Here is a 26889-nt window from a genome sequence, read left to right on the forward strand (position 1 = left end):
TTTTCCATTGTTACTTTTCATGTCGATCAACCTCCGTGTGTTAATTAAACTATACACTAAAGTTGTCTACGACATCTATCCTAACAGAGGGGGATCTGGAAAAAAGTAAAATAGTTCTGTGTTTACTTTACTTTCAACTTCAAAAAAACATTACAAAAAACCACTAAGAATGCTATTAAATTAGCATCTTAGTGGTTTTTTTGTTTTCCCTCCCATCGCATAAATGACTCCATCTTTTTCGAGTAATATGTAATCATTATAAAGCTACTAAATATAAAAAAACGGGTTCGGTTTTGAAGTACAAAATTTAAATTAGCATTAAAAGAAGAGGTGCAATTTGCACCTCTTTTATTTATCATTTAGCAATTGAATTAGCGTGAGAATTAAATGTCTTTGTAGACAAACTCTCGATATTTCACAAAGTCATTCTTCTTATAAAAGTTCTTTGCTATTTCGTTATTAAACCAATAATCTAATTCTATCTTGTTAATACCGTTTACTTTTGCAATGTCAGTAATCTCGTCCATCAGCTTAGAACCATAGCCTTTTTTTCTTTGGTTTTCTGTGATGCTTATTTGATGTACATATACCGATTTATACGCTTTTTTAAAGGTATTAGCGGGATAATTCCTAAATTCAATCCAGGCATAGCCTAAAGGTTGCTCATCATCCTCTAACAGCAGGAAAGCGAATTCCTCTTGATCAATAATTTTTTGGAAGAAAATCTTAATTTCCTCAAAATTATATTCTTTGAAATACTCGGGATATAAATTTGCGTGTAAATCGTGAACATATTTGTTCAATTTAGCGACTAATTCAAAATCTCTTGTTCGACTTATTTTCATATCGGTTCCCCTTTTCCAGAAAACACCTATATTCATACTAACAAAAAAATCTATTTCTTATATAAAAAACTTCCCTTTTCAAGATATTTTGGCATAAGTTGCTAATCAACTTGATATTAGAAACATAATTAGCAATAAAATTGACACTTAATTTGGTATAAATTTCAGACGGATAATATTAGCTGTTGTCAACCTATTAAAAAGACTGCAAATTTCAATGCTAATTGTTATGTCAATTCACAATAAATCTTATTATATCAACAAAAATAAGAGGTTCAAATCATATGCTATTTCGACCTGAAATTGGTACTCTAATTTAGTTTTTGTACTCTTAATCTGGACCCTTTAATATAAAAATGTTCCCTATTTTTTTACTAAAGCACCTATAATTTTTAGTGTCTATCTTCATATCCCGAATAAAAGTAAGTGTTTTTTCAAATAGTTTTGGTTGAATTTCTGAATAAGTAAGGTTGTTAGGAAGACAATCAAATCGTTTTATTTCATCGATTTCAGAAGCTGGTAAGAGACCAATCTCCTTTATCCTCGCAAAATATAACCTTCCAAACGTTTTTGTAATAGAGTCATTCATTGAATAGTCGCATATTGGAATTAAATCAACATCTATACAGCCAGTCTCTTCAAACAACTCTCTTTTTGCTGTTTCCTCAATTGTTTCTCCAGCTTCCCTACGCCCACCTGCAATTTCCCACGTTTTTCTCTCTTTATGTCTAACATAAACCCACTTTCCTTTATAAATAGCGCTAATTACCGCAAATTCTAATTCTGTTTCATTCATGGAATCTAAATAATAAAATTCGATTTTCATATCTATGACCTCATACTTTCAATCCCAATTGATTCGTAACAATCTAACAAAAACAATCTCTTACCCGCTCAGTTATTTTTCAAATTTGAAAGTTCCCCTTCTATAAACGACCTTTTCATGAAGAAAGACGCTTTCTTATTCTAAAGTGCTCATTTATTGAATCTTACCACCTAAGTAATAATATAACAGCATTATTTTACCATTTTTTAGATTCAACTAACTTCCTTTAGTTCATTCCGTTCACAATCTTTCAGTCCTTTATTGAAAAAGGCATCTCTGTAATCGCGGGACTGAGATGTAATCCCCGATTAATGTCTACAAGCCCTTTTGTTAGATGATCATTCCGACAACAACTTCCTAAATCGCTGAATCTGATCTTTTCCTGTAGAGCATTTCGCTTGTACTTTTCACAATAAGCTTTTACTTTTGAAAAATCCTCATTTTTAATTTCCATATAGTTAACTATATAAGGAAGAATTCATAAACGAATAGCAGCTGGATGCAGTCGAATGATACAGTTATAAAAACATGATCAAAAGGAAAACAGGTAAACTCTACGGAGCGTTTGTTGCTGCTAACGATATTAACCCCTAAGATAGAAATAGTTCAGGAGGATAAAATGATGGATAATCGTAAAGTTGGAGAGTTGATTTATAATTTGCGGAAAGAAAAAGGGATGACACAGAAACAATTAGCTGATCAAATGAACATTTCTGATCGAACCATTTCAAAATGGGAGCGTGGATACGGCTGCCCAGATGTCACGCTATTGCCAAGTTTATCTACCCTATTGGGAGTAAATATAGAAAATATTTTAGATGGTGAATTATCATCGAATGAATTTGTAGGAGGAAATATGAAAAACTCGAATTATTTTGTCTGTCCGTCATGCAATAATATTGTATTAGCAACTGGAGATATAACCCTATCTTGCTGTGGAAGAAAATTAGAACAATTAACAGCAAAGAAAGCAACAGACGAAGAAAAGCTGTCAATTACAGAAATTGATCATGAATGGTTTATTTCAAGTGATCATCCGATGACAAAAGATCATTATATATCATTTATTGCTGTTGCTACTGGTGAGCAAATTCAGATTATTAAACAGTACCCTGAATGGGGATTGCAAACACGTATCCCGAAACGGAAACATAGCAAACTGTTCTGGTATGATACTCAACTTGGTTTATATTATCAGCTTTTATATTAATTTGTTATCTAATATCCACGAGTGGTGACTTAGATGTTCGTACTCGATGACCTTTCCCTCACTTTTTTCATAATTTTGATTTAAAAAGTGAGGGATTCTTTTGACTGAAATCTATTAGGAGCTATATGAAATGAATAAACATTTAAATGAAACAATTGTCTTAGCAAAGCCTATGATTTCCTTCCTTATACCTGTCATTTTTGCAAGTGTATTGCAATCATTAGGTCAAGTATTTGGAATTATCATCGTTGGGCAAACACTTGGAGTAGATTCTTTAGCAGCTATTTCTGCCTTCTTCCCCCTATTCTTTTTCTTACTATCCTTTGTGATCGGAATTGGGTCTGGAAGCTCCATTCTAGTCGGGCAAACTTACGGTAGCGGAAATATTAAAAAAATGAAGGAAGTAGTCGGAGTTACGCTATTCTTTACGATGATTATTTCCATTGCTGTCGCCCTTATCGGAGGATTCTTTACAGAAGATATTCTAAAGTGGATGGGAACACCTGAGAATATTCTAGTTGCTAGTGCAGAGTATGCACGTATTTTATTTGTTACATTGCCCATTACCTTCTTATATATGTGTTATACAACCTTTATGAGAGGTGTTGGCGATTCCAAAACACCTTTTTATTTTTTATTAATTAGTATGATCTTAAATATCTCCTTGCTGCCAATTCTTATTTTCGGTTGGCTGGGCTTACCGGCATTCGGGTTAAATGGTGCTGCTTACGCTTCTGTATTAGCCAATTTCATTACATTTGTGATTCTGTTAGTATTCTTACACAAACGAAATCACGTGCTCAAACTGGATTCTATTATTTTGAAACATCTTCACTTGAAAGGTTCTGTTTTAAAAACCTTACTAAAATTAGCCATTCCTACTAGTATTAGTATGGTTTCAATTGCACTGTCAGAAATCGCAGTCATAACTTTTGTCAATGATTATGGATCCAATGCAACGGCAGCATACGGAATCGTGAATCAAATTGCAAGCTATGTTCAAATACCAGCGATGAGCATTTCAATTGCCATTTCAGTTTTTGTTGCACAAGCTGTGGGGTCCGGGAACATTTCGAACATTAAACATATAACGAAAATAGCTATTACACTGAATTATTTACTTGGCGGTATTCTCATTCTCATTCTTTACCTAATACCAACCCCTATTTTAGGTATCTTTTTAGACAATACTGAAACAATTCATATCGCTAAAAGCCTTATGATGTTCTCATTTTGGAGTTATGTTATTTTGGGTCACACGCAGGCTATCTCAGCAACAATGAGAGCAACAGGTACTGTACTATGGCCAACCATTTTTACAATCACAAGTATTTTGCTGATTGAAGTTCCGGTAGCATACTCCTTGTCACATTTTACAACACTTGGGATAAATGGAATTTGGCTCGCATATCCAATTGCATTTATAGTCAATTTCTTGGCTCAATCTACTTATCATCAATTTTTCTGGAAAAGGAAAGCTTTAAAAGCACTAAAATTATAAAGTTTAATGAGTGATTGAGGTTGTTACCTGGCATCTCAAAGGGAATCTTCACTAGATAATTAAGAGACTTGAAGAGGATGAACTAGTTTACCAGATGGATACCTGAGAGAGAGTGTGTGGAATTCTCCATTGGAGTTTTAGCAGTAATATATCATTTTTCCTTCATTAATATTAAGCGGAGATTTTCTGATTATTTGATCTAAATCGATGGATCTTGTCCTATTTAGAGCAGTTAACCGGAATTTCTCCACTTATATTAAGTTAAGCACACATGATTTAAATAACAGTCATTTATTTTATTTCATGAGAATTTTTAAGGCTAGAAAATTTTTCAAAATGTTTTTATGTAAGAAACTTTACTTTAAAAATCCAAAGTTTATTCGACAAGATCAACAGTTAATTGAATAAGACTGATATGAAAAAAATGATTCAATACACAAGCAAAAACAAAATCAGTTACTCCAATTAGAAGGTGGTTGTATATGCGAAGGCAATATAGTTTTATCGTTACCTTTGGCTGAATTAATTTGCATTTGGGTTAAAAACATACTTGTAGAAAGATTTGCCCCACTTAAATTTGCATCGCGTAAATCAGCTCCAATAAAATCAACACCTCTTAAATCTGTATTTCTCATATCTGCAGCAATCAAATATGCTCCCCTTAAATCTAGCGCCCTTAAATCTTTTCCACTTAATTTTTTGCCAATCCAGTCGGCTCTTTCATGATTATATTTCTTGCTATTTTTAGTGCTAGGTAATTTTGCAATTAGGCTTTCACGAATATACTTGCTGGTTTCCGAAAGCAATTTATTTAATGGAAATCTGTACATTACTAGATCAAGAGATAATAATTGTTCTGCATCGAGTTTTGTTATGTTCTGCAATTCTTTTAAGTGCACACTCAATTTATCAGACAAAGCATGAGGAATATCATACGACAATGCTTCTGCCGTGTACGCAATCATTTCATGTATTTGTTCCATGATCGGAAACACTCGGAACATTTCATCCCCAATTTCAGAATTATCCCGCCAACTTTCGCCTTTAAAAGTAACCTGAGAAACGACTTGTCCAGCACCTAAACAGTCAAACACTGTACAGCCCTTAAAACCTCTCTCTCGTAGGTTACTGTGAATTTGACAACCATAATCAGATTGTAAATTAACACAAGCTGTTCCTGCTGGCTTGTTTATTGGAAAATCATTCGATGCTATAATATTAAGCGCTGTGCAGCAAAGTCCAAAGCACTTCGTACAATCAGCCGTTAAACTTTCTCTAATATTTTTGGCTGTTTCGCTATACATTTTTATACCCTCTTTAAACTTTCTATTTTTTAGTTAATATAAATATTTGATTGTATTGTACATGATTTCTTAACAATATGGTTCTTAAATGAAAGTGATCGCTATTTTCATGATTGTTTTTTTCATTGAAGTAGCTGTAAAGCATATTAATTAGATTTTTATCTACATCAACCATATAGAGAGAACCAATCACCTCATTCAGTGCTTCAACTAGATTCAACACATTCTAGTCCTGAGTTAAAATTCTCCATCTTATCATCTTCAATGAATATATATAATTCAACATCAGAATACGGATCCCCTTCACCAAACACCAAGTAAACTCCCCACTTCCACTACTATGCCTAGCAATAGATTATCATCAACAAAAATAAGCATGAATCATTCTTTGATTAATGCCCCCACTTGTTTGATCACATCACCTTTGAAAATTACTTTTTATCATACGAAAAAATAACTAATTTACATTGTTCACATCTATATGCTGGGGTTTTACTTATTTTAAATAATGACTGATCAATTAATACTTCATTCCCATAATCAATGAAAACTGAATCACCTGATTCCGACCAAGAAATTCGATGAGTAGAATAAATGTATCCTTGCTTTCCCTCCTCTTTACAATTAGGACATTTTACAGGAGCGTTCAATTATCCTCGCCACCTTTCTTTTCTCTCTTCACCCCAAAACTACGCTTCATTCTCCTTGCTTTATTTATCAGTTGATTTTATCCATAAATGAATCAATCGTTTGTGAAAATGTATCTAAATGCGGTTCAAAAATATTATGATCTGATTCTTCAAAAACGACTATGTTTGCTTGGGGCATTTTTTCTATATATTGTTCCCCGGCTTCTATTGATAGCGCTGCACTCTGTTTCCCAGCACGAATAATTAGAACAGGGCATTCAATTGATGGTAGGTCATCCCAAAAGATCACTTGAGCGGACTCTTTTTGGATCCCATGTAAGGCGGTTAGACTCATTCTTTCGGATAGAGGTTTTCCCCTCCAAGGCGGCAACGTTGAGAAAAACTCAACCCAGCCTTGAGGAAGCTGTGTATGAATAGCAGGATAGTCACCGATGATTAACCCTTTAACTAGTTTTTTGTTTTTTAACGTGTATTTTAGTGCATATGAAACGCTTCTAGAAAAACCGAATAGAATAAAATCTTTTAGCCCTAAATATGTAATCACAGCATCGATATCACTGACATGGTCTTCCAAACGATAGCCCGTTTGTGGAGTGTCGCTTTTGCCGCGCCCCCTGAGTGTAATAATGATACAGTGTCTAGGTGGGAGATTTTCAATTACAGACAAATAATCATCTGCCGATTCCGAGAGTCCAGGAATCATTACTAGAGGAGCCTTTTCCTTTAAATGAGCATTTGTTTCAATAAAGTGTATGTTAATGCCATGATTATCAACCCAATTATCGTTACCATTCATTCGTCATTCCACCTTTTTTATAAAATAATGGATGATTCCATTTATTTTAAGCATACGATGTTGTGTATGATTTAAATCTACTATTATCGGAAGCCCAACCCCAAAAGAATATGTAGGTATCCGATAAGGTTGAGAACATATGAATCTAGTACAAATGCTTATTTGAGGAATCAGTGTCCCTCCACTAGGATTGTATATTCCCAATAAAATCTAATTCTGATACATTTTTAGAATCTGCTGTACCGTTTAAAATTTCTTTCACATCATGCAAAGTAGTTTGTAGGCTAACCGCTTCGCCTAATTTTTTTGTAAAGGCCTCGGCAACATAAAATGGCTGAGTTAAATAGGCTTCCAGTCTCTCGCCTCTTCGATAGGTTTGTAACTCGGACGTCGGAATTCGTTCAATTCCTCTCACATTCACTAATGAACGGAGTTCCCGATAACGGCGAAGAATTTTTAGGGCTTTTTGTTGAATGGCAAAGTGTTCCTGATCGATATGAGCTCCTTCGAGTACCGATGAGGTTGAGCTTAGAGGATTAACGGCTGGGTAGCGATGTCTTGCCACAAGGTCGGCATCAAATTGCCATAACGTTTCAAGTGGTCCATAAGGGAAATCTTCATCCACCACTTCCCCTGTCAAATCAACGAGGAAGGTAGTAACAGAATGAATGCCAATCCCTTGAAGATTTTCCTGCAGCTGTTGGATGCCGCCTGTTATCACATGCGTTCTGTCTGCAATAAAAATAATATCCTGATCTCCGCCAATACTCGCAATACTCTCAAATGTTTCTTCGATTGTGTTTGTAATGATTTCTGCATGTTCAATCACATCACTTAACCCTCGATGTTCACCTTCAGGCATTATGAGAATGGTTTTATATGATTCATTCTTAAGCCGATAGAGTAATTCTGCTAATACAACGAGTTGCCCCATTCCTGGGCGAGCAACCAAACCGACAGTGCCTCCTTTTGCTAACGGAGCAAATAAATCCAATGTTTTAATTTTCGTTTCTATCATTTCGACTTTCCCCACTCGAATAATCAGTTCATCTAAACTGCAGTCGGCTAATGATGCCAGTGCAACTAACGTTCGAACCTCCGCTCGGCCAACAGGAATTTTTCCCGTGCATAGATTAGAAACAGTAGCTGGCCGCAAGCCCACTTGTCGGGCTGCACTCGTTAGATTCGGTACTTTCCTGCGTAATAAGTTTACATTTAGTCTCAAGTCATCTATTTTTTCCATAACTTCCCTCTTTTACTTTATATAGTAATTTAGATTGCGTTGTAACGCAACGATAATTACTCTTTGATTTAATTTTAATTACTTTTAAAAGTAAGAACAGGGTGTTAGTCAATCTTAGTAAAGAGTGGAACTTTCTAATTGTGCGATTAGGGCCAAATTAAAAAGCCGTTTCCTATGCTTTGAGGATTTCGGCTTTTTTAACGGTACATAATCCTTCTATTTTTTTACTAAAGTATCTATGTATGTGGAGTAATAGACGGAAAATTTCCGCCTATTATAAAAATAAATGCTGAATAAGCAGAAATAAGCGGAGATATTCCGCTTATCAGCTCCAAATCTGACAAAACCCATCCATTTATAGAAAATAAGCGGAAAAACTTCCCTTACTTTTAAGGAAATATGGATATTTCCCAATTTAGCCGGAGTTTCTCCGTCTATTTTTCAAACAAAGTAAAATCAACATTCAATTACTGCAGAGCCTACAATATATTCAAATCTCTAACATCCCATCCAAATCGCCGGCCATTTTCCCCCTGCACGATCATATCAAGGCTTCGGATTAATCCCAACCCAAGATAGCCCAATCATTAGAAATGTAAAAACTAAAATGAACAAACTAATCCCTATGCCCCAAAATGCATATAATCTCGATCTCTTAGAAGTAATTAACCCAAACAACCCTAGGAAAAAACCAACGATCGGCAAGTCGACAAGAAATAGTTTCGGAAAATCATCGATATCCATTAATAATGTAACATTAACCCCTGCGAGTGCAATGAGAGCGAACAGGAAGGAGAGGAATCCCGAAATCGTTTGCAGTTTGCTTTGTTTTTCTTTGTTCTTATTTTTCTTATTGTTCATTTCCAATTCCATAGCTTCACTTCCCCCACCTTCATCGTTCTAATCCAATCATTATCCTTTAGTTTTCTTAATTCCGGAGTGGGTCCGGTGACAACTGCTCCATAGACATGGATTCCGTTTTTCTCGATATACGGGATTCTTTCTTTTAAAACTAAAGATTTTGCTCGCGATATTTTCTCGGCTGTTTTTTCATCCTTGGCCAGGAAATGTAAAATATCTAAAAATATCTCTTCATTTGACTGTTCTCTTCCATTAAATGGTGACCATGTAGTGGAATCGATCTGCAGCGGGTAGCCAATTGGCGCAACTGAATATTCCGCTTCATATAGGTTTTTATCCTCAAGCCCCGTATCAACGGCTACCCATCTTACTTCAACTTTGTTCCCGAGCTGTTTTTCAATTTCCTCCGGCTTCATTAATCGATTCAAAGAAAGATAAATCTCCCCCACTGATAGTTAAGCTTCCAATCCACAGTTACATTATTTTGAATGAAAGCAGCCTGTTAATAAATAAAAATGAGCACAATTCATGCTTCGGAATTGTGCCCAATTGTTTCGCTTCGTCTCTTCACAAAAACCTAGGAAATAACCAATATACAATAAGGAAGATACTCACGATCCCCCAAACCGCAGTTCCTACTATTTTCCAAATGATGGATTGGGTTGCTGAACTTTGATGGACCTCATTTTCCATATTTCTTGTTATAAATGCAAGAACAACAAATCCGATTACAATAAACCCAACAGCCATCCAAGATAATAAATCCACTTTTTATCCCCCTTGTTGTGAATGACCTTCTAAACATGCTAGTTCGTTCAAATACCTTCGTCACAATTTTTATACATTTCATCGTGCAGAAGGTTTCCAATACTTAATCATCAACCTGTCCCATTCATTAATAAAGGCACATTTCTTACTCAAGAAATGTGCCCAATTGTTGAAGAGGTTATATCCTAAATAATATGCCCATCTCTTTTATTTAAGAGGGCAGGTTAAAACAAGTCTACTATCTCTCACAAGCATAATTATCTTTATCTCTGTCCATTTTAGATTGATACGCTGGGTGATCAGCAGGTACGCCGTTTGGGTATACCTTTCTTAACTCGGTACAGTTGGCAAAAGACTCTTGTGTCGAACTTACTAAAGCCTCCGCTTCTGCTTTTGCTTTGGCCTCTGCTTCTGCCTTTGCTTTGGCCTCTGCTTCCGCCTTCGCTTTGGCCTCTGCTTCCGCCTTCGCTTTGGCCTCTGCCTCCGTCTTCGCTTTGGCCTCTGCTTCTGCCTTCGCTTTGGCCTCTGCTTCTGCCTTCGCTTTGGCCTCTGCTTCCGCCTTCGCTTTGGCTTCTGCTTCTGCCTTCGCTTTGGCTTCTGCTTCTGCTTTCACTTTAGCTTCTTCTTCTGCCTTCGCTTTCGTTTCTGCTTCATCTTTTTGTTTCTCTTCATTCTTTGTTTCAGCATTTTTCTCTTTGCTAGTTGATTCATTTGATGAACAAGCTGCAAGGAAAACGCATAATACTATCATAAATAGGTAGGTAAATCTCTTCATAATTATCCCCTTTTTGAAAAATTTTACAGAAATAACAATCCTATTATACTACTAATTTACTATGTAGAGCGAATACATGTAAATTAATTAAATAGGATTCCAAACTAAAGCTGAAAGTGTATTAAAAACTGCACCTTTAGTTCAATAATAAAAAAAAGAGATGCATATGCAACTCAATGATCTTCAAGTAAAGCCTCCGTTCGTAACTTGAAGTACAATCTTATAATTAAAATACTATTGATACCACTTAGGTTTAATTCTACTGAAATAATCATGGTCTTCTAAAAAAGTGTAAACTTTATCTAACATCTCATTCATATCGTTTGGAATTGTATTTAAAGTCCATACCACAGTAGAGAAAACGCACATTGCTAAGTAAAGTGAATACAATCTCCAAAAATCTTCATCAGGTTCATTATTATTAAAGTAACCTCTAATTTGTCCTATTGAAAAAGGAATGCTAACTTCTCGGCTAAAAATTCCTATCTTTAGAAATTCATGAATAGGGTCTCCCCAATCATACCTGTTAAAGTCTATAACGCCTGCGAATTTTTTATCATTCACAACGATGTTTCCAAGATGAAAATCATCATGTTGGAACAAGTTAGGACGATTTTTCATTAGGTGAATATTTTCCTCAATAAAATCTATTACTTTTTGGTCATTTTCAACTTTAATTCCACACGCTAAATATTCGTTAATATATTTCTTATGTTTTTTCACTTTCCTTGAATACCAAGAAGAGATATTGTCGGGAGCAGGAAATTGGTGCATTTTTTTTAATTCTTTTCCTGCCTCGTAACCAATATTAAATTGTTCTTGGTCTGAGTATTTTGGGATTTCTTCCTGAGCGTCCATACCCTCTATATATGATGTAATCATATACCCTCGAAATCCTACCTCACCAATTGCAATCGGTTGTGAGCAAGTAAGGTTAAAAGCCTTCATCTTTTCTAAAATAGAGAATTCTGTATTCTTTAATTCCAACTCTTCTAAATTAAAAATCCGAAGTAGTAACTTATTGTTACCATTTGGCATATGTAATAGGTATTTTTCATCTGAGGAAAAACCCTTTTTAATTTCAACAACTTCTTTACAATTACTTATTAAAGGAATTTGTTTTATTAATTTTTCACTCAAATCCTCACCCCAGTTATTAAATTTTCAAGTTAATCTCAAATTTGTATATTTCGAAAAAAGAACATTTCCTTCTTTCACTAAACTGCAACGTTAGTGAAAAAGCGACTGTTCTTGCTGAACAATCACCCCCGTTAATTGAACAAGTACAAGCCATTTTTCTAATTAAAAATCTTGCCCAACGATAATTTTCCAATTCTCTTCTTGCTTTTGGATTGGGAATGTCAGTTCATTTAAGTCCCCATCAGAAACCATTTCAACGGTGGCTTCAAATTCAGTTTCACTTACTTTTTTAATCTCTATAATTTTTGTATCGGTAATTTCTGCTTCAATATGTGAATATTGTTTTTTTTGCTCATTTTTATCAGGAAACCTTAAATCATCGGTGTATTTTACCATTGCTGATATATCCTTTGATTCCAGTGCTCCTAAATAGTCACTTACAAGACCTGTTACTTTTTCATCTGTTGTTACACCTGCTTCCGATGAACAACCTGATAAAACTATTAATGTTAAAATTCCTGAAACTATTAACTTTCGCATCTTAAACACTCCCCTAAAAGTTATATTATGTAAAATTGTACCATAAGTCTTGTTCCGTTAATCTGCTCTTTACTTGAATAATAAACAGCATCCCTTGTTTAAGAATGTAGCCGTTACTTCATTAAGAAGCTTTTGATTGCTACAAATAAAATAAATATAAATACAACTATACTCAGCCAGCCATAACCTTTTTGTCCAATTTGAAATTCTTTTAATCCCACTACCGGTTACCAACAACGTTAAACTGATAAACAACATCATATATGGTTGAAACTTAAAATCCTCAGTAATCAATCCATACCCTGCAAGTGAAATAACTGTTATTGTAACCCGCCCCCTTTCGTTCAATAACAGCATAACCTCCTTCAATATATGTATCTATCCAAATACATACATTCAATAAAAACAAAAAATCCACCCCTATAAAAGGTGGACTAGCTTTTGTTATTCATTTTTCCCTAAAGTTCTAATGGGTTACTCTCCTACCATCCCGTCCCCATCACGATCATCCATATAGGGGTATAACCAATGATCACTCGTTATTGGCATGCTGAAACCTGCTGCTTTTGCTTCTTTTATCGTTACCTGTCCATTTCCGTTTGTATCAACACTAGAAACATCACCATGTGTGTTTGAACTAGTTGAATCGGAAGGCTTACTGCCTGTTAAACCGAGTGATGCGTTTACTTCATCCGGGTTCACATTGTCAAATGTATCAACGACCTTGTTACCCATTAAAGTATAAGTATACTGATAACTTGAAGGAATCTGCGTGTCCGTATTCGGATATGTGATAATGGCTTCAAAATAAGTAGCCCCACCAGCTTTACGAATCGCATCTTCCATATATGCTTGATCCCCATGTCGGTTAAGCGTACTTTCTTGTGGGGTAATATTGTAAGCATTGGATACCCCACCGAGAGAATCTGCAATGACATGTCCTTCATCTAAATCTGCTCTTTCTACACCAGGAACCTTTGCTTCATCAGCGTAGTATCTGCCAGACGATGTTACAGGTTCGGTACGATCATCTTGTAGAACGATTTCGTCAGCAATGACACGTACTAGTTGCCCGTATTCATTCGTAAATGCCCAATATTCGCGGTCCCCGAAACCAATGTCAACAACGACGTTAGGTTCACGATGTCCAGACAAATCACCGCCATCAACTTCAATTCGTTTGTAACCTTTAAACAGTTGATCTTTTGATTCTGTTGATGGTTCCTCTACTACTTGTTTTTCGGTCGTAGTTTTTTCTTTTTCACTATTTTTTGTAGTTACTTCTTGTGAATCAGCTTGCCCATCCGTATTCGAGACATCTTCTACATTAGTACAACCAACTATTAAGATGGCCGTTATAAGCAAGATTAAATAGTTTATTTTCTTTTTCATTTTAAGACTCCTTATCGTATCTTTTACTGAACATTCTAGAGTTCATTGAATAAAACATATATTAACATTGTAAACCTATTTATAAAAGTATATTACAATATTAATATTATTGCAGTAGATACTTAGTTTGAAGTATGTAGGGTTAAATTCCAATTTCTAGTATTGAAAAAGGCACAATTCCAATTTAGGAATTGTGCCAGTTGGTTGAAGAAAGAAAATGTGAAAGATAAGCAAAATTAGTTCTTTGCTTATCTTGCTATAGCATCAATAAATTGAAGAAGGATTATTATTTTACCTCAACCGAAAATGTATAATTTCCGTCTCCCTCTTTCCAATTAGCTAATACATAATAAACATATACTCCTTTTTCATTTGGAATCACGATTGAATTATTAATCACTTCTAATTCCTCATATTTTTCACCAATCCATTGTTCCACTTTCATTGTTTCAGCAAGGGGTTCTTTCTTAAAGTCAATTTTTATTTCCTCGCTTGGAGATACAACTGTTGGCTTATGTTCTTTTGCCATATCTAAAGGACTTGTATAAACCTTATCTACACACTGAGCAAAAAATAATCCATTCCAACAATATGAACCTTGTGTAGTAGGAATTTTCGTGTCTCCTGCTGTTATAGTAGGTGTGGGTGGGGCCGAACTAAATGGTTCAAAGGCAAACAATCCTATAGCAATCAAGCCAATGATAATAATTACAGTAAAAATCTTTCTAATTCCCATCACACTCCCTTATCAAATAGACGTACCAAATTAGAGAAATACGACAATGTTTTATTCACCTTGTACGGTAGATAGGGAGATCTGAATGGGTCCGGCGAAATCGGATGCTTCCTCCCCTTTCGGATTATGAAGACGGAACAAAAAAGCATCGCCCGATTCCGATGTCCACACGATATAATCGCTAATGCCTTCCTTTCCGGAAGCTTGAAGATAGAGATCCGCGAAACCAAGAGGATGTTCGAGCAACTCGCCGCTAAAATTGGATACATCACCAATTTGATGCAGCTCTTCCTTACCCACTACTTCAAGTTGAGCCAAATCATAATCGGATGACAGTGGTTCAATATCAACGTAATATCCCGGATTTCCACTTAATGATAAGCGACCCGTAGTTGCATCAAATGTAAATTTCTCAAAGACATACAAAGAAAATCCTTCCCCCTGATATAGAGTAGCTTCCAGTGACTGATTCCCCTTAGATGTTAGCAGTTCGAAGCTTTTAACTGCTGGGCGAGTTTCTAGAGTGTTTGGCTTCTGGCCGGATGAAGAAGACGGTATCGATTCAGCTTCTGTCGTTTCCTTTATCGTTGTATTGGAAGGCCTTGTTTCTCCTGTACAAGCAGTAAGCATGAAAACGATAACTAGTACCGGTATACTTTTCCAAATGGAATAAAGACTTTTCAATTTAATCGCTCCTTTCAAAAATGTCTCTCTTTTTCAGAAGTGTACTTACCCTTACGTTATCCTCCTTGAATGGTTAGACGGATAAATGTTAAATAAGTTACTTTTTTGTTCCGCAAAATGGCCCTTTTCATGAGGAAAGACGCTTTCCTTATTTAGAAAAGCGCCCCATTGTGGAATATTGGTTTTTTATTTCATAGTATCGTTGTACTGTGCAGCAAATAGATCTGTTATTTTCTCATCTTACTTTTCAACAATTGCGCCCTTTTCTAGAATAACTAAAATATTGTCTAAGTCCGAAAACTTTTTAATATTTCTTCTCAAATGTTAATTGACTAGAAATGGAGAATAAATAAATAATTAATTATCTTGTTGACATTGACGTAACGTCATAGCCTATAATCGAAATTGTTCGAAGTGATATCACGATTTCAATTGAATAATAAGGAGATGATTTTAATGGAAATTATTATACAAGATACATTAAATTTATATAAAGAAATGCTTAATTTGCCAGAAGGGGAGAGAAGTGAATTTTTTAGCGGAGAGTTAATAAAACCTTTTCATAAGATGTTTGAAATAATGCATATGCCTAAGACACCTGAAGCCATGGGGTGTATAGAGCTTTCTGGCCGCGAATCCAAGATGCTAGAAATGTTAGAAAAGCTTGAAGAGACGGATGCATGGAATAAGGCAAAAAGGACCATTGAAGTTGCAGCAGCTCGTTTTGAAGAAGCCTGCATTCCATTACCGGAAAAAGTTGTAGTAGGAATCTTCTTAGGAAACCCAGAATACTTAGCAATGGTGGAAGGATACACTGGTATGGGATCTATACCTGGCTATATATTAATAATGATAGATCCGGACGAAAGGAATTTGCCAAAGCTGAATGCATGTATTGCTCATGAGTTTCATCACAATGTACTTTTCCATAATACAAAGTGGAATTTCATGACGGATGTAACAGTTGGAAGATACCTTGCTATTGAAGGCTTGGCTGAAAGCTTTGCAGCAAGTATGTTTGGAGAAGAGTACATTGGCCCCTGGGTAACAGGTGTACAAGGAGCGGATTTGGAAACTGCAAGAAGAATAATTTCAAAATCACTTGATGTCAGAGGGTTTATGGAAGTTCGTAAATATATATTTGGAAAGCATCCAATGATGCCAGAGACTCAAGACTTTGAAATGCCATTTTGTGGAGGCTATGCTGTAGGATATCATGCAACACAGGCATATCTAAGAAAAACTGGTATTTTCATCGAAAAGGCTACGATTATGGATGGCGATGAAATCATGGAGGTATCTGGATATTTTGAAAATTAAATGAATGAAATAAAGCATGCTGATTGTGCAGCATGCTTTATTTCTACCTACTAGTTTTACAGTAATGCATAATGGCCTGATAAACAAATTCACTCAAATCTCCATCACTGAATTGGTTGATATAGTCTTTCCATCTCTTATCAGATTTATAGGTATAAGCAATACATTTCAAAATTTCTGTATCACAAGTCATAGTTTGCTCCAGGTAACTTTTCCATTCTACTATTAGTTTCTGTATATCCTTAGAAGAAGGAAGTTTATGGATTTGTTCTGCCAATTTTTTAAATATTTTTTCCATATTGTTTCCGAATTCATCATATAAATTTTCTTTTTCCTTATCAGATAGTTTTTCTATATTCTTCTCATACTCTTTGTATTTATCTGTTTCACCAAATACCATTTTGGCTTCACGAGTATACTGTTCTTGTAATGGCAAAATTGGTGAGCTATTAAAGATATCCAATTTAAATATATCTTTTCCTGATACATAATCCTCTAAGGCAGTAATAATTGCCCCTAAGCGTTGTTGTTTTACGAGCAGTCTTTGATAATGCAATTTTAAAATTTGTCGTTGTTCTGACTTCGATAGCTGCATAATATCTGATATATCTTTTAAAGAAATATCCATTTCTTTTAAAAATAAAATAGTTCGAAGGCTTTCCAAATCTTCTCTGCTATAGGCTCGATAACCATTATTAGATAAGCGATTTGGTTTTAATAAATCTATTTTATCGTAGAAATGCAATGTTCTAGCCGTGACACCTGTTATCAGTACAATTTCTTTAACTGTAAAAAAATGCTTTTCCATTTCGAAAATCCTCTAATTCCCTTAAAAAATTTTTTTGTATCTATATATTTTACACATTTTGTTAGGTTATAACATTACGACATCAACAGTAATGTCCAATCGTGGCAGATCATTTCGAAGACTTTACTGAAGGGAAGGAATACGTGCGTAAAAAACAAGGATGCAGTTCATTTGGCATCTATTCCTTTACTTCCCAGTGTGGATTCCAAAAAACTTCCCACAAATAGCCATCTGAGTCTGGAAGTATCCAGAGTATCCACCCCAAAATGTGTTATGTGAAGGGACTGTTATAATGGCCTCAACCTTCTTTGAATGTTCCATTACCTAATCTACTTCCTCTTTACTTTTTATATTGTCACCAATAGTAAATTCGGTAGAACTTGATTCGGTCTTTTTAATCTTTGCATCATGTGCTATATCTTTTCTGTTCCATATGGCAAGCATTAAGCCTGAATGTAAATCGAAAAAGACAACGCTCCATGCTCAAATTCTTTGCCAACTATACCTTCTGTCGTAAGCCCCAGTCCATATCGAAAGAATTCTAACGATTTTTCCAAATCATCTACGCCCAATGTAATTACAGTAATTTGTGGTTTCATAAGTTGGTGATGTCTCCTCATAATGTATTTATCAAGACCCTTTACCTATCCCATCTTATCAAAATCAAATCTTTAGCTAAATTATTCAAATTAACTCGTACAAGGCAACCTTCCAAAATTCTTTCTTATCTTCAATTATCTGGCCTGTTTGTTGAAAACCTATCTCCGATAAATAAAACCTCTTTATTAAAGTACATTCCTTAATAATCAAAATTATTTGTTGAGCAGTATAAGTCAACTACGAAATTAAAGTTACTCTACCAATCTGGTCCGATTGCTGAATAAAAATTAATCTGGGCTCTTCTAGAATCCCGCTTCTTTAATGCAATAAGAAAATGTGATACCTCTTAATGAAGTATCGCAGCTGTTTATTTAAGTGCATTTCTTCACAAATTTTCATACCTATATTAACTTTAAAGTATTTCAACAGATCAGACTGTTCCTTTTTTCACTTCAAGCAATACCACGGGGAAACATATAAAAATAGATCAAAACAAAGTTTAGAATCACACAGATAGTGTTAACAAAGATCAGAAACAACTTAATTTTTTTTATTTTAGACCTTACCCCAGCAATTAATAGCAGGATGAACCCAATTTGTATTGAGGGATAAATGAAAATCCATATATTCCAATTAGGAAACATTCGTAATATTGGGTAGAACACCAATGCAGAGACTGCCAATAAGATTGTCAATATAATCAATAGTACATCATCTATTTTATGATCATATTCTTTATATTTCATAACAATCCCTCTCTTTTTTAAAAATTCCCCATAAAATCAGTTAAAAAAACTAAGCAGGATCACCTACACTCTGACTATTCCTGTTGTTGGAGTAACTCTCCCAATTATGGAATAAGATATTATCACTTTTTATCAAAGTAAGGGTAAGGTATCATCTGCAGTCATTTTAGCAATTGAAAACTGCACCTTCAATTGTTATATCGTGTCTAATGATTGGGTGCAGTTCATATTTTATTCTGAGCATTTTCTCGGTATTATTCACAGTGCTTTTTAAACTAAAGAAGCCCGTTACTACTAATTTAATGGGGATTCAACCTTTTCATTTAATGCCTCTGCTTTGCTCATAAAGGAATTCATATTGCCACTAATAGTAATATTTAATCCTAATCCAACTTCACGAAGTGTTTTCCGTAGACCCTCAAAATTCTGTTTATCCTCTTCGGTTAAGTCTATAAGCTGTATAATTCATCATTAGGATATTGACTTAATTTGGAATATAAATGTTCTAGAATTTCCTTGTCACTTTTAGAAAGCGTTCCAAGCTGCTCTCCAGTTGTCATTCCTAGCCAAATTCCATTTAACACATCTCCTAATTCAGTTGTAACCAAGTTAGGTTCAGACCAATGATCAACACTCTGGTGAGCAATTAAACCTTCCAATTCTACTAAATTACTTTGGACTTCTGTAATAAAAACTTGCTCTTTTACGAAGTTTATCTTTATAATTCCCCAAGCCACAATTGCAACGAGTAATATATTCAAACCGATTGAAATTCTGAATAGAAACTTCTTTTTTTTACTCATTTTTATTCTCCCTTTACTAAAATATGATCTCATCCAAAAATCACTTAATGCTTCTTCAACTAAAGCCCCCCTTTAGTTGAATAGGAAATAAAGAATTGGAGGAAGCAAAAGTAAGATGGCTGCACTTATTATTAAAGTATTTGAAAATCCTTTCGGCAGTTTTTCTCTTCCTTTTCCCTTGTACCAGCCACTAAATTGTAATTTATTTCTATATAAAACAAATAGTAAAATAAAAATGCCGAGCATAGATGACCATCCGTATTTTTCGGTATCGATATCAATTGTTGAATAAATAGCTTGAGGAATGGCACCAAATAGCATTCCAAGAAGAGCAAAGATACAAATAATTCTTATGATCTCTAAAAACACTCTCAATTTATTTCCCCCTTAAACTTTACTATCCTGCTCCTTAGAAAAAAGCGCCTCTTCCCATGAAGAAACGCTCCCCATTAATTCATTATGAATTTATAATGACAGAGGAATATTAGATAGACAAATCGATAAATTCTAGTTCCATTTCTGCTTCTGCTTTCGAACGATAAAAAGTAATTTTATCATAGGGTTTCAAATTGTCTTGCCATGATTCTATATTACTCAGAAAACCTTCTCCGTTTTCAGAAATGATCAAGCACTCTAAATCTTTATTGATATAACAAATGGGTGCGTCACTTTCCAAATCACATTGTTGGCCAACCGTTCCAATAAATCCACCTTTGCTATCTTTTGCCATAATATCTACATATGGAACCGTATAAAATTCTAAATGTGGAATATCATCGTCAAAGATAAATTGAATATCATAATCGTCAGCATATTTTTGGTACTCCTCATTTCTCTCATACACACTCATAGAATAAATCGTTGTACCTGCTTGTATAATCTCAGTATCTTCTAAAAATACAATTACGGCTCCAGGAAATTCTGTTCGATCTAGATATACTTTTCGCATCTCAAACCTCCGTTTAATCTTATTGTAAAGTAATTGCTCATTCCTTTTATGATTTCGTATTGAACAATTCTTTACTTCAATAAGAAAAAGCCATTCTCCTTCTTGAAGAATAGCCCCCATTAGTTTTTATTGAACAATCGCAACCCGTTAGTTGAACAAGGAACTTTGTCTAGAATACCTTGATATGTAGTTAATAAGAAACTCTCTATCTTCAGGGAAAGTTAATTCTAAAGTGTTTATTTCATCTAAGTTTTTCCAAGCAATATCATAAATAAGATTATCAGGGTCTTGAAATTTTCTACTTCCACTCACAATCTTTACTAAGAAATAATGGGCTTCAACAATTATATTATGATGTTCATAAGTCTTTCTCTTAACCTTAATTTCTTCAATAATCTCACTTAAATATCCCGTTTCTTCCTCAATTTCTCGAATACAACACTCTTCGTAAGTCTCATCGTATTCCTTTCCACCCGATGGAATAGACCACGTTTTTTTTTCTTCTGGTTTTCCTTGTAAAACCATCAACAATTGACCATGTTCATTAATACAAACACCTGAAGAACCAAACCATTGCTGCATCCTTTACTCCCCCGTTTTACCTATTTAGCTAATAGAATTCTACTAATTCAATGAAGTTCCTTCTTAAATTAAACCGCTTCATTTTATTCTAAGTACAATCTTTCACAAATATCATTCAGAAGTAATCCTTATAAAATATCCATCGGGGTCAGCAATCTTAAAACCTCTCATATCCCAAGGGTATTTTTCCACTTCAACCTCAATTGGGTAATTGTTATCAAGAAATCTTTGGTACACCTTTTCCAATTTATCGACAACTATAATTAGCTCAAAACCATTTCCTTTAATATCACTTATAGCCTTATTTTTAAAGTAATGTTTATCTCCTAACGCTGATTCAGAAGTAAGTAATAATGAAAAACAATCAAAATTAAAAAGTGCACCACGTTTACCTCTTCCATACAAATCTAACCCGATCATGTTTTGATAAAAGTTTACAGATTCTTTGATGTCCTTTACATACAGTTCCACTCTGAAAAGAACACTCATTTTTCGTTAATCCCTCCTCCGTGTTAGAAGCTCATTACTCCTCATCATAACCTAACACTATAGTGTCTCATTGATTTAGGTATTCCTTTCAATTCAAGTATCCCGCTATATAGTAAATGTCGAATCCTATACTCTAAGAAGAAAGCATTCATCAGTTCGGTTGACTCCGATAGGATTTCTCCAATCACCATTCCAGCCTTGATGAACTCCTTTTTCTCCTGTTTACGATGAAGCATTTCAATGGTCTTTATGATCAGTGGATCAAAGTGATCTTCATTAATGCCCTTTATTTCACCCTTCAGCCACAGGCGCAGAACTTCTTTTGTTTGTGCCAAGGAATTCCATTCTTCTTGAAGCTGCATTCGTTTCTGTTTAGATATAGGTAGGGCTGTTTGGCCCTTATCAAATAGGAGTTTTAACTCTTTTTGTTCGATATGGGCTGTATGAAAAATCTTTTGATCTCTATCTTCTCGTTCTATGTATCTTTTATAGAGTTCAGTGGAATTCATGAGGAAAATATCATTTGTTTTGTCGCGCAGAAGAAAAAGAAGGTATCTCAGGCCAGTTTGTTCATCGGCATTATTTCCATACCAAATGTATATTGGAACCTGCTGGGGAATATCTTCTAGCTTCCGCAATGTATTAGCGAATTTATTTTCATACTCAAAATCATCCAGTTCATAATTAATATGTTCATATACCCATTGATTTCGAAACGTTTGTCCTTCTTTTACATCTAATTTCCACAATGGGCCAATTGAAAAGGAATCTGGAAAACCAATGACAACCTTTGGTCTTTCAAGTCCTACTCTTAAAGAACCTGCTGCGGATTCTGAGGAAACGATATGTACAGGCTCAACCAAACTGGATGAAAAAGAAGGTCGATATTTTTGGATGCATTTATTAACGACCTTTACCATTGTGTTCACATCGCTTAAATTAATTCCATATCCTTTGCCTACAAGCGGATTGCTCTCTTCATGATTAAACATCTCGAATGTATCTTCATGTTCTAATTCATATGTTTGCATTTCCCCATTTTCATTCAAATCTGAAATGGTTATATAATTTTGTGTTTGTATTTTGTAAACGAAAACGATATTGGGTTCCATAAAGAAATAAATAAATGGATAAGTCACTTTAGTTTTTATGATGAACAGCTCCTTTTATAATACTTATAGAAATCCCTTCTATATTTTATCATTTATGTTAATTTTATTGAAAATCGCAATTCACACAAGATGGCCCTAACTTGTTCTTTTACTTGCTGATTCGCCTCTTTTAATGCCTTATTTGAGTATTCATGGTCTGTACTCATACATACTCGGAACAGATACTTACTTTGCTTACGGGGGATTAATTCACTAATCTGTAATTCTCTTAACCTTTCTATTCTATTTCAATTATCTTCTAGTTTATAAAGGTCTTTCTTCGTATTTTTAATGTTAGCTCTTAAACAAACCTGCTCATTAGCATAAGAAATGACTGTCCCTGTTGAACAGTCGTCCCCACACAATAAATTTGGTAAGATTTTTAGTTAGCATATATCATGCTTTTTAAGAAATCTATTTTTCTAAAATCTTTATTATTATTGTTATCTGCTCGGTAACTGTCCTTGGATGAAGATTCGTAAACGCTTAAATATTGGTTCGGATTTAGTAAATAATACTTTACATCTCCCATTTGATGCATTTCTAAATCTTCTAATTGTACTCCTGCGAAACTTGGCAAAGTGTCAATTATACCAAACTCAACTGATAATCCATCTTTCGAGAACTCATGTTCATGTAAATCAATCAAGCTATATTCCATCAAATTCATAATGTTCACTATATCATTCCAGTTATGTATATTTAATTCTGGCGGAACTTCCCATCCTCTTTTATCGCCAGGTACATGAATATCTATATCTTGTGCATCCCAACTCTTTCCTGTAATGACCTCTAAACCAACCGAACCCATGAGCAAGGGAATAATTTCAATGTCGTTTAGCCTTCTTGCAATTTTAACAAACTCAACAAACTTATGTTTATCCATTTGCCCCTCCCAGTTTTTCTTATTTTGCCAAGCTTTTTCAACTCTTCTGCTCTGTCAGGACAATAACTTCACAACAATAAGCGTTAATCCTTCTTGGATCTTTGCCCCCTTTAGTTGACGTAGATCGGTAACCTTAATTATCATCCTTTTAGGTTTCCCTGATGAATAGTGTTTTTGTACTGTGCATTAATACTCTGAGCTGGATATTTCATTTCCACAATTTCCGCATCGAATTGATACAATGTTTTCATCAACAATATTAACTTCTATATCCCCAGAACCTTTAAAAAATTGATATTCTAATTCTGACGAACATTCACATTTTGAACATTTAATAATAAACGTACCATTCCTATTTGTTTCTAAAATCCCTGTTGCGATTCCCTTTAAAATTGGTATAACATACTGTCTCATCCGCTTCCCCCCTACGTATGCTTTTTGTTTCAACTAAACTGCTCAAATAGGTGATGAAGCGACAACAGCCTTGTTCTGCTATCGCAGCCTATAGTTTATAGATTTTTCACAATTTCCTTTTATATATTCCATCTTTGCCATATACATATAGAAATGCCCCACGCATAAATACTTCCCCTTTGATTTGTTTACCTTTTTCATCTATTAATTGCAGTTTTCCCATTGGAATAATTGTCCGATTTTCTATTAGAAACCGTATCATTGGAAACCTGTCCTGTGAATTATGCACGTCTATGATTTGACCAATCAACCCTTTTTTGTCAAACATAAATTGCTGGATGCCAAAAGATTCTATACGATAGCGAAGCGACTCTTTCATATCAGATAGCTGAATGAGATGGAGATCTATATAATAGGAGAAATAAACTTCTTTAGAACTTACAACATTTAATGCGTAACAATCCGAAATGTCATAATCACTACCACCCCATAACTTTTGACCATTTATTGAATAGGCAATAAGACCATCACTTCCCATAGGCTGTTGCCATCCAAAATTTCCATATACTCCTTCATCAAAATAACCTACCCAAATAGTATCCGTTTCATCAATTTGAACATGACTAATACCATCACCAAGAGTAAATGCTTCGATTAACTGACCGTTCCTATTATATCTTCGGGCATTTTTTTCAATGTTATCTCCATCTTTTAAACAACGACTTTGTACAATTAGTAAAGTACCATCCAAAAATAAATCTGCTTTTGACGGCATAAGAGGGACATTTTTTAATTCTACTGTTTCTATACCTTCACTTTTAATAATTCTAATTGTCCAGTTGCTTTTTGGGACAGGGCGTTGAAAAAAATCTAACTCATGTCCATTACTTTCAATTAGTAGTAATGTTCCATCTCTCGTTATTTGACCACCAACAAATTTCAGATTTGTACTATAGTCAACATGTTTTTGCAATATTAACTTTTCGATTTTCATCACCCTAATCTAAAATGTAAATTCTATTTATTTATCATTTAACTTTACCAAAAAATCACAAACCCTTCTTCAACTAAACTGCCACAATAGTTGAAGAAGCGACTGCCTTATTCCTCAATTCCCCCTTAGCGTCAGAACCTACTCAAATTTAAACTCTGTGTGGATATAGTAATGTCCATAAATACTTCTCCCTGTCTCTTCAAAAAAAGAAATCTCAATATCTTTCTTTCCTGTAAATTTAATCTTTCCCTCTGGTTCTTTTCCAAACGACATTTCAGTTGCAAATTCTTTTTTATTTATGTTTATTTCATTAATAATCCCCTCTATTGCCTCGTCTTTATTGGATTCATAAACCTTGGAGCCATTTAATAAAACTACAACATTATTAAAATCTTTTGCGTTAAGATTTTCTAATTCTTCATTATCTGAGCACCCTACAATCAAAAGTATCAAAAATATATAAAGGATTACCATTAATTTCCTCATGACTATCTTTTAATCACCCCTAAACACCAGCAAACTTTTTAAAGCATTAGGTTATTCTCTCCTCTAAAAAAATGATTACTTAATGCAATTCTATAGGCTCTTCTTCAAATAAATTTAACTTCACACTTCCATGAAGTACCTTTTCGAATAAGATATTTTTAAACTTTTTCTCCGTTTTATTATTTAATTCAAGAAGTCCTACATGAAGAGTATTAGTTTCCTCATCTGCCCATATAGAAGATATTTCTATGTCATTTTGTTTAAATAAATTTTCCTTTTTCCTAACTTCTTCATACAATTTATCGTGAGCGATTTTAACATCTATAGTGGATTTATCTTCTCTTTCTTCCTTTGAACATCCCACGGTTAAAATAAGATTAATTATAATCAGCGTAGCTAAAAGTTTTATTTTAATCTTTTTCATTTACACCCTCCTATCCCTACTCCATTCCTTAGATAGAATTATCCATTCATACTAACCTACTCGTCAGGACAATAACTTCAACAAAAATAAGCGATAATCCTTTTTAGAATATCGCAGCAGTAGGTTAAATTTTTTTCACACTCTTTCCTTGTTCATATCTTCTGCTGTGTCCAGATTTTCTGGTTCGTTTGACCATCTATTTGTAATTTTTCAGTGCAAATATCGACTTGTAAATTATAATAATCAGCCCATTGAGGGAAAAAAACTGCTAAATGTTTAATTACTTTGTCATCAGGTGTTGCATATCCTACGTTCCTTTGAATACCTAAATATGCAACAAAATCTGGATATAATGCAACTGCCCATTCTTTAGCTTCAATCTCTGAACTAAAAATACGATTGTCCTCTTTATGGCCACTATTTATCCATTTTACATGATCCATTTTTATAAAACGCCCCCGTTACTTTAACAAGGGTTTCTTCTTATTTTTCGATTATCCTTACAAATTTTTCATTCTGATAATCTCTCCAATATTATAGCCTACCCACCCCCCGATAAATGGGAAAGCACTGATAGAAAAGTCCAATCTTACAGAGTTAAAATCCTTAACAAACACTAAAACTGTAATAAGAACACTTATAACACTGATGATGACAGCTTCAGATATTTTTCTTCGCTTCCAACGCTTATCTCCCAAACGATTTCCATCAAATTCCTGCACCGTTCTACTTATCTTTGTACCAATATGTCTTCCCGTCTTTAGGGTATACAACATGATGGCTGTTGTTATCCATATAACTACACAAGATCCACCCATGAGGAGGGAAGTTTTCCCGTTCTCAGCTAAATAACCAAACAGCACGAATAACAAATGGTATTAAGTCAATAAAGTAGACACAATTTTATAGATTTTTATCATCTACCGCGCTATCGCTTGGTGGCCTCTTCATTAAAGTACAGAAGTA

The 26889-nt window shown here is 34.4% G+C and carries 31 protein-coding genes and 3 pseudogenes; 3 read left to right on the plus strand and 31 right to left on the minus strand.

The window, feature by feature from the left end:
- Positions 1-383: 383 nt before the first annotated feature.
- A complete protein-coding gene (locus J2Z40_RS18320) occupies positions 384-845 on the minus strand; it encodes a GNAT family N-acetyltransferase (RefSeq protein ID WP_066392060.1) in 462 nt (153 codons plus the stop codon).
- A gap of 331 nt (positions 846-1176) precedes the next feature.
- Positions 1177-1671 (minus strand): NUDIX hydrolase, encoded by a 495-nt coding sequence (locus J2Z40_RS18325; protein ID WP_066392054.1) that lies wholly within the window; start codon positions 1669-1671, stop codon positions 1177-1179.
- Positions 1672-2293: 622 nt separating this feature from the next.
- Here J2Z40_RS18325 and J2Z40_RS18330 point away from each other — a divergent pair.
- Both J2Z40_RS18330 and J2Z40_RS18335 read left to right on the plus strand, forming a co-directional pair.
- Complete coding sequence (locus J2Z40_RS18330) at positions 2294-2881, plus strand: helix-turn-helix domain-containing protein (protein WP_066392052.1); 588 nt, start codon at positions 2294-2296, stop codon at positions 2879-2881.
- Positions 2882-3011: 130 nt separating this feature from the next.
- Entirely contained in the window at positions 3012-4382 is a 1371-nt protein-coding gene (locus J2Z40_RS18335) for an MATE family efflux transporter (protein ID WP_066392048.1), read from the plus strand.
- Between the two features lie 452 nt (positions 4383-4834).
- Here the strand turns inward: J2Z40_RS18335 and J2Z40_RS18340 are convergent, their stop codons facing one another.
- The 15 genes and pseudogenes from J2Z40_RS18340 to J2Z40_RS18400 form a co-directional block, all read right to left on the minus strand.
- Positions 4835-5686, minus strand: a complete 852-nt coding sequence (locus J2Z40_RS18340; protein WP_066392046.1) for a pentapeptide repeat-containing protein — start codon at positions 5684-5686, stop codon at positions 4835-4837.
- A 431-nt stretch (positions 5687-6117) separates the two neighbouring features.
- Entirely contained in the window at positions 6118-6336 is a 219-nt protein-coding gene (locus tag J2Z40_RS19900; protein WP_066392043.1) for a PF20097 family protein, read from the minus strand.
- A 67-nt stretch (positions 6337-6403) separates the two neighbouring features.
- Positions 6404-7132 carry an alpha/beta fold hydrolase gene (locus tag J2Z40_RS18345; RefSeq protein ID WP_066392041.1) on the minus strand — a complete coding sequence of 243 codons (729 nt, stop codon included), beginning with the start codon at positions 7130-7132 and terminating at the stop codon, positions 6404-6406.
- A gap of 184 nt (positions 7133-7316) precedes the next feature.
- Positions 7317-8366, minus strand: a complete 1050-nt coding sequence (locus tag J2Z40_RS18350; RefSeq protein ID WP_066399115.1) for an ATP synthase beta subunit C-terminal domain-containing protein — start codon at positions 8364-8366, stop codon at positions 7317-7319.
- Between the two features lie 555 nt (positions 8367-8921).
- Positions 8922-9248 carry a hypothetical protein gene (locus J2Z40_RS18355; RefSeq protein WP_066392039.1) on the minus strand — a complete coding sequence of 109 codons (327 nt, stop codon included), beginning with the start codon at positions 9246-9248 and terminating at the stop codon, positions 8922-8924.
- Positions 9233-9685 carry an anti-sigma factor C-terminal domain-containing protein gene (locus J2Z40_RS18360; protein WP_342590349.1) on the minus strand — a complete coding sequence of 151 codons (453 nt, stop codon included), beginning with the start codon at positions 9683-9685 and terminating at the stop codon, positions 9233-9235. The genes J2Z40_RS18355 and J2Z40_RS18360 overlap by 16 nt, the downstream gene beginning before the upstream one ends.
- A 118-nt stretch (positions 9686-9803) precedes the next feature.
- Positions 9804-10004, minus strand: a complete 201-nt coding sequence (locus J2Z40_RS18365) for a phosphate starvation-inducible protein PhoH (protein WP_066392038.1) — start codon at positions 10002-10004, stop codon at positions 9804-9806.
- 238 nt (positions 10005-10242) lie between these two features.
- Positions 10243-10362: pseudogene (locus J2Z40_RS19905) on the minus strand (excalibur calcium-binding domain-containing protein); the annotation flags it as partial.
- A gap of 21 nt (positions 10363-10383) precedes the next feature.
- Positions 10384-10779 (minus strand): annotated as a pseudogene (locus J2Z40_RS19910) (calcium-binding protein); the annotation flags it as partial.
- Positions 10780-11013: 234 nt separating this feature from the next.
- The gene (locus J2Z40_RS18375; RefSeq protein ID WP_066392033.1) at positions 11014-11919 is read right to left on the minus strand and encodes an aminoglycoside phosphotransferase family protein; all 906 of its coding nucleotides are present in this window, start codon (positions 11917-11919) and stop codon (positions 11014-11016) included.
- 162 nt (positions 11920-12081) lie between these two features.
- A complete protein-coding gene (locus tag J2Z40_RS18380; protein WP_066392031.1) occupies positions 12082-12459 on the minus strand; it encodes a hypothetical protein in 378 nt (125 codons plus the stop codon).
- 69 nt (positions 12460-12528) lie between these two features.
- Positions 12529-12807 carry a hypothetical protein gene (locus tag J2Z40_RS18385; RefSeq protein WP_245350168.1) on the minus strand — a complete coding sequence of 93 codons (279 nt, stop codon included), beginning with the start codon at positions 12805-12807 and terminating at the stop codon, positions 12529-12531.
- 126 nt (positions 12808-12933) lie between these two features.
- Positions 12934-13851 (minus strand): DNA/RNA non-specific endonuclease, encoded by a 918-nt coding sequence (locus J2Z40_RS18390; protein ID WP_066392029.1) that lies wholly within the window; start codon positions 13849-13851, stop codon positions 12934-12936.
- Positions 13852-14137: 286 nt separating this feature from the next.
- Positions 14138-14587 (minus strand): hypothetical protein, encoded by a 450-nt coding sequence (locus J2Z40_RS18395; protein ID WP_083953841.1) that lies wholly within the window; start codon positions 14585-14587, stop codon positions 14138-14140.
- 51 nt (positions 14588-14638) lie between these two features.
- The gene (locus tag J2Z40_RS18400; RefSeq protein WP_245350169.1) at positions 14639-15289 is read right to left on the minus strand and encodes a hypothetical protein; all 651 of its coding nucleotides are present in this window, start codon (positions 15287-15289) and stop codon (positions 14639-14641) included.
- A gap of 438 nt (positions 15290-15727) precedes the next feature.
- Between J2Z40_RS18400 and J2Z40_RS18405 the strand changes: the two genes are divergently transcribed.
- Positions 15728-16591, plus strand: coding sequence for a DUF2268 domain-containing putative Zn-dependent protease (locus J2Z40_RS18405; RefSeq protein WP_066392027.1), 864 nt, complete (start codon positions 15728-15730; stop codon positions 16589-16591).
- A gap of 43 nt (positions 16592-16634) precedes the next feature.
- Here J2Z40_RS18405 and J2Z40_RS18410 read toward each other — a convergent pair whose 3' ends face one another.
- The 14 genes and pseudogenes from J2Z40_RS18410 to J2Z40_RS18475 form a co-directional block, all read right to left on the minus strand.
- Positions 16635-17399 carry a MerR family transcriptional regulator gene (locus tag J2Z40_RS18410; RefSeq protein ID WP_066392025.1) on the minus strand — a complete coding sequence of 255 codons (765 nt, stop codon included), beginning with the start codon at positions 17397-17399 and terminating at the stop codon, positions 16635-16637.
- Positions 17400-17577: 178 nt separating this feature from the next.
- Positions 17578-17998, minus strand: a pseudogene (locus tag J2Z40_RS18415) (VOC family protein).
- A 1196-nt stretch (positions 17999-19194) separates the two neighbouring features.
- Positions 19195-19548 carry a hypothetical protein gene (locus tag J2Z40_RS18420; RefSeq protein WP_245350170.1) on the minus strand — a complete coding sequence of 118 codons (354 nt, stop codon included), beginning with the start codon at positions 19546-19548 and terminating at the stop codon, positions 19195-19197.
- A 72-nt stretch (positions 19549-19620) separates the two neighbouring features.
- Positions 19621-19917 (minus strand): hypothetical protein, encoded by a 297-nt coding sequence (locus tag J2Z40_RS18425; protein WP_342590350.1) that lies wholly within the window; start codon positions 19915-19917, stop codon positions 19621-19623.
- A gap of 115 nt (positions 19918-20032) precedes the next feature.
- The gene (locus tag J2Z40_RS18430; protein WP_066392017.1) at positions 20033-20497 is read right to left on the minus strand and encodes a hypothetical protein; all 465 of its coding nucleotides are present in this window, start codon (positions 20495-20497) and stop codon (positions 20033-20035) included.
- 147 nt (positions 20498-20644) lie between these two features.
- The gene (locus tag J2Z40_RS18435; RefSeq protein ID WP_066392014.1) at positions 20645-21079 is read right to left on the minus strand and encodes an NUDIX hydrolase; all 435 of its coding nucleotides are present in this window, start codon (positions 21077-21079) and stop codon (positions 20645-20647) included.
- A 111-nt stretch (positions 21080-21190) separates the two neighbouring features.
- Positions 21191-21568, minus strand: a complete 378-nt coding sequence (locus J2Z40_RS18440) for a VOC family protein (RefSeq protein WP_066392012.1) — start codon at positions 21566-21568, stop codon at positions 21191-21193.
- A 44-nt stretch (positions 21569-21612) separates the two neighbouring features.
- Positions 21613-22599 carry a DUF1835 domain-containing protein gene (locus J2Z40_RS18445; RefSeq protein WP_162840471.1) on the minus strand — a complete coding sequence of 329 codons (987 nt, stop codon included), beginning with the start codon at positions 22597-22599 and terminating at the stop codon, positions 21613-21615.
- Between the two features lie 502 nt (positions 22600-23101).
- Positions 23102-23605 carry a phosphoribosylanthranilate isomerase gene (locus J2Z40_RS18450; protein ID WP_066392010.1) on the minus strand — a complete coding sequence of 168 codons (504 nt, stop codon included), beginning with the start codon at positions 23603-23605 and terminating at the stop codon, positions 23102-23104.
- A gap of 186 nt (positions 23606-23791) precedes the next feature.
- On the minus strand, positions 23792-24019 hold the full coding sequence (locus tag J2Z40_RS18455; RefSeq protein ID WP_066392009.1) for a hypothetical protein: 228 nt from the start codon (positions 24017-24019) through the stop codon (positions 23792-23794).
- Between the two features lie 106 nt (positions 24020-24125).
- Positions 24126-25013, minus strand: coding sequence for a hypothetical protein (locus tag J2Z40_RS18460; protein ID WP_245350171.1), 888 nt, complete (start codon positions 25011-25013; stop codon positions 24126-24128).
- A 138-nt stretch (positions 25014-25151) separates the two neighbouring features.
- A complete protein-coding gene (locus J2Z40_RS18465) occupies positions 25152-25487 on the minus strand; it encodes a hypothetical protein (protein WP_066392006.1) in 336 nt (111 codons plus the stop codon).
- A gap of 91 nt (positions 25488-25578) precedes the next feature.
- Positions 25579-25923, minus strand: coding sequence for a hypothetical protein (locus J2Z40_RS18470; protein WP_066392004.1), 345 nt, complete (start codon positions 25921-25923; stop codon positions 25579-25581).
- Positions 25924-26075: 152 nt separating this feature from the next.
- Positions 26076-26366, minus strand: a complete 291-nt coding sequence (locus J2Z40_RS18475) for a hypothetical protein (RefSeq protein ID WP_066392002.1) — start codon at positions 26364-26366, stop codon at positions 26076-26078.
- Between the last annotated feature and the right edge of the window lie 523 nt (positions 26367-26889).

The sequence above is a fragment of the Cytobacillus eiseniae genome (assembly GCF_017874625.1).
GTDB classification, from domain to species: Bacteria; Bacillota; Bacilli; order Bacillales; family Cytobacillaceae; genus Cytobacillus; species Cytobacillus eiseniae.

Coding starts and splice junctions, on each gene's coding strand:
- J2Z40_RS18320 (WP_066392060.1), bottom strand. CDS start 845: ATGAAAATAAGTCGAACAAGAGATTTTGAATTAGTCGCTAAATTGAAC.
- J2Z40_RS18325 (WP_066392054.1), bottom strand. CDS start 1,671: ATGAAAATCGAATTTTATTATTTAGATTCCATGAATGAAACAGAATTA.
- J2Z40_RS18330 (WP_066392052.1), top strand. CDS start 2,294: ATGGATAATCGTAAAGTTGGAGAGTTGATTTATAATTTGCGGAAAGAA.
- J2Z40_RS18335 (WP_066392048.1), top strand. CDS start 3,012: ATGAATAAACATTTAAATGAAACAATTGTCTTAGCAAAGCCTATGATT.
- J2Z40_RS18340 (WP_066392046.1), bottom strand. CDS start 5,686: ATGTATAGCGAAACAGCCAAAAATATTAGAGAAAGTTTAACGGCTGAT.
- J2Z40_RS18345 (WP_066392041.1), bottom strand. CDS start 7,132: ATGAATGGTAACGATAATTGGGTTGATAATCATGGCATTAACATACAC.
- J2Z40_RS18355 (WP_066392039.1), bottom strand. CDS start 9,248: ATGGAATTGGAAATGAACAATAAGAAAAATAAGAACAAAGAAAAACAA.
- J2Z40_RS18380 (WP_066392031.1), bottom strand. CDS start 12,459: ATGCGAAAGTTAATAGTTTCAGGAATTTTAACATTAATAGTTTTATCA.
- J2Z40_RS18390 (WP_066392029.1), bottom strand. CDS start 13,851: ATGAAAAAGAAAATAAACTATTTAATCTTGCTTATAACGGCCATCTTA.
- J2Z40_RS18395 (WP_083953841.1), bottom strand. CDS start 14,587: ATGGGAATTAGAAAGATTTTTACTGTAATTATTATCATTGGCTTGATT.
- J2Z40_RS18405 (WP_066392027.1), top strand. CDS start 15,728: ATGGAAATTATTATACAAGATACATTAAATTTATATAAAGAAATGCTT.
- J2Z40_RS18410 (WP_066392025.1), bottom strand. CDS start 17,399: ATGGAAAAGCATTTTTTTACAGTTAAAGAAATTGTACTGATAACAGGT.
- J2Z40_RS18420 (WP_245350170.1), bottom strand. CDS start 19,548: ATGAGTAAAAAAAAGAAGTTTCTATTCAGAATTTCAATCGGTTTGAAT.
- J2Z40_RS18430 (WP_066392017.1), bottom strand. CDS start 20,497: ATGCGAAAAGTATATCTAGATCGAACAGAATTTCCTGGAGCCGTAATT.
- J2Z40_RS18435 (WP_066392014.1), bottom strand. CDS start 21,079: ATGCAGCAATGGTTTGGTTCTTCAGGTGTTTGTATTAATGAACATGGT.
- J2Z40_RS18440 (WP_066392012.1), bottom strand. CDS start 21,568: ATGAGTGTTCTTTTCAGAGTGGAACTGTATGTAAAGGACATCAAAGAA.
- J2Z40_RS18445 (WP_162840471.1), bottom strand. CDS start 22,599: ATGCAAACATATGAATTAGAACATGAAGATACATTCGAGATGTTTAAT.
- J2Z40_RS18450 (WP_066392010.1), bottom strand. CDS start 23,605: ATGGATAAACATAAGTTTGTTGAGTTTGTTAAAATTGCAAGAAGGCTA.
- J2Z40_RS18455 (WP_066392009.1), bottom strand. CDS start 24,019: ATGAGACAGTATGTTATACCAATTTTAAAGGGAATCGCAACAGGGATT.
- J2Z40_RS18460 (WP_245350171.1), bottom strand. CDS start 25,013: ATGAAAATCGAAAAGTTAATATTGCAAAAACATGTTGACTATAGTACA.
- J2Z40_RS18465 (WP_066392006.1), bottom strand. CDS start 25,487: ATGGTAATCCTTTATATATTTTTGATACTTTTGATTGTAGGGTGCTCA.
- J2Z40_RS18470 (WP_066392004.1), bottom strand. CDS start 25,923: ATGAAAAAGATTAAAATAAAACTTTTAGCTACGCTGATTATAATTAAT.
- J2Z40_RS18475 (WP_066392002.1), bottom strand. CDS start 26,366: ATGGATCATGTAAAATGGATAAATAGTGGCCATAAAGAGGACAATCGT.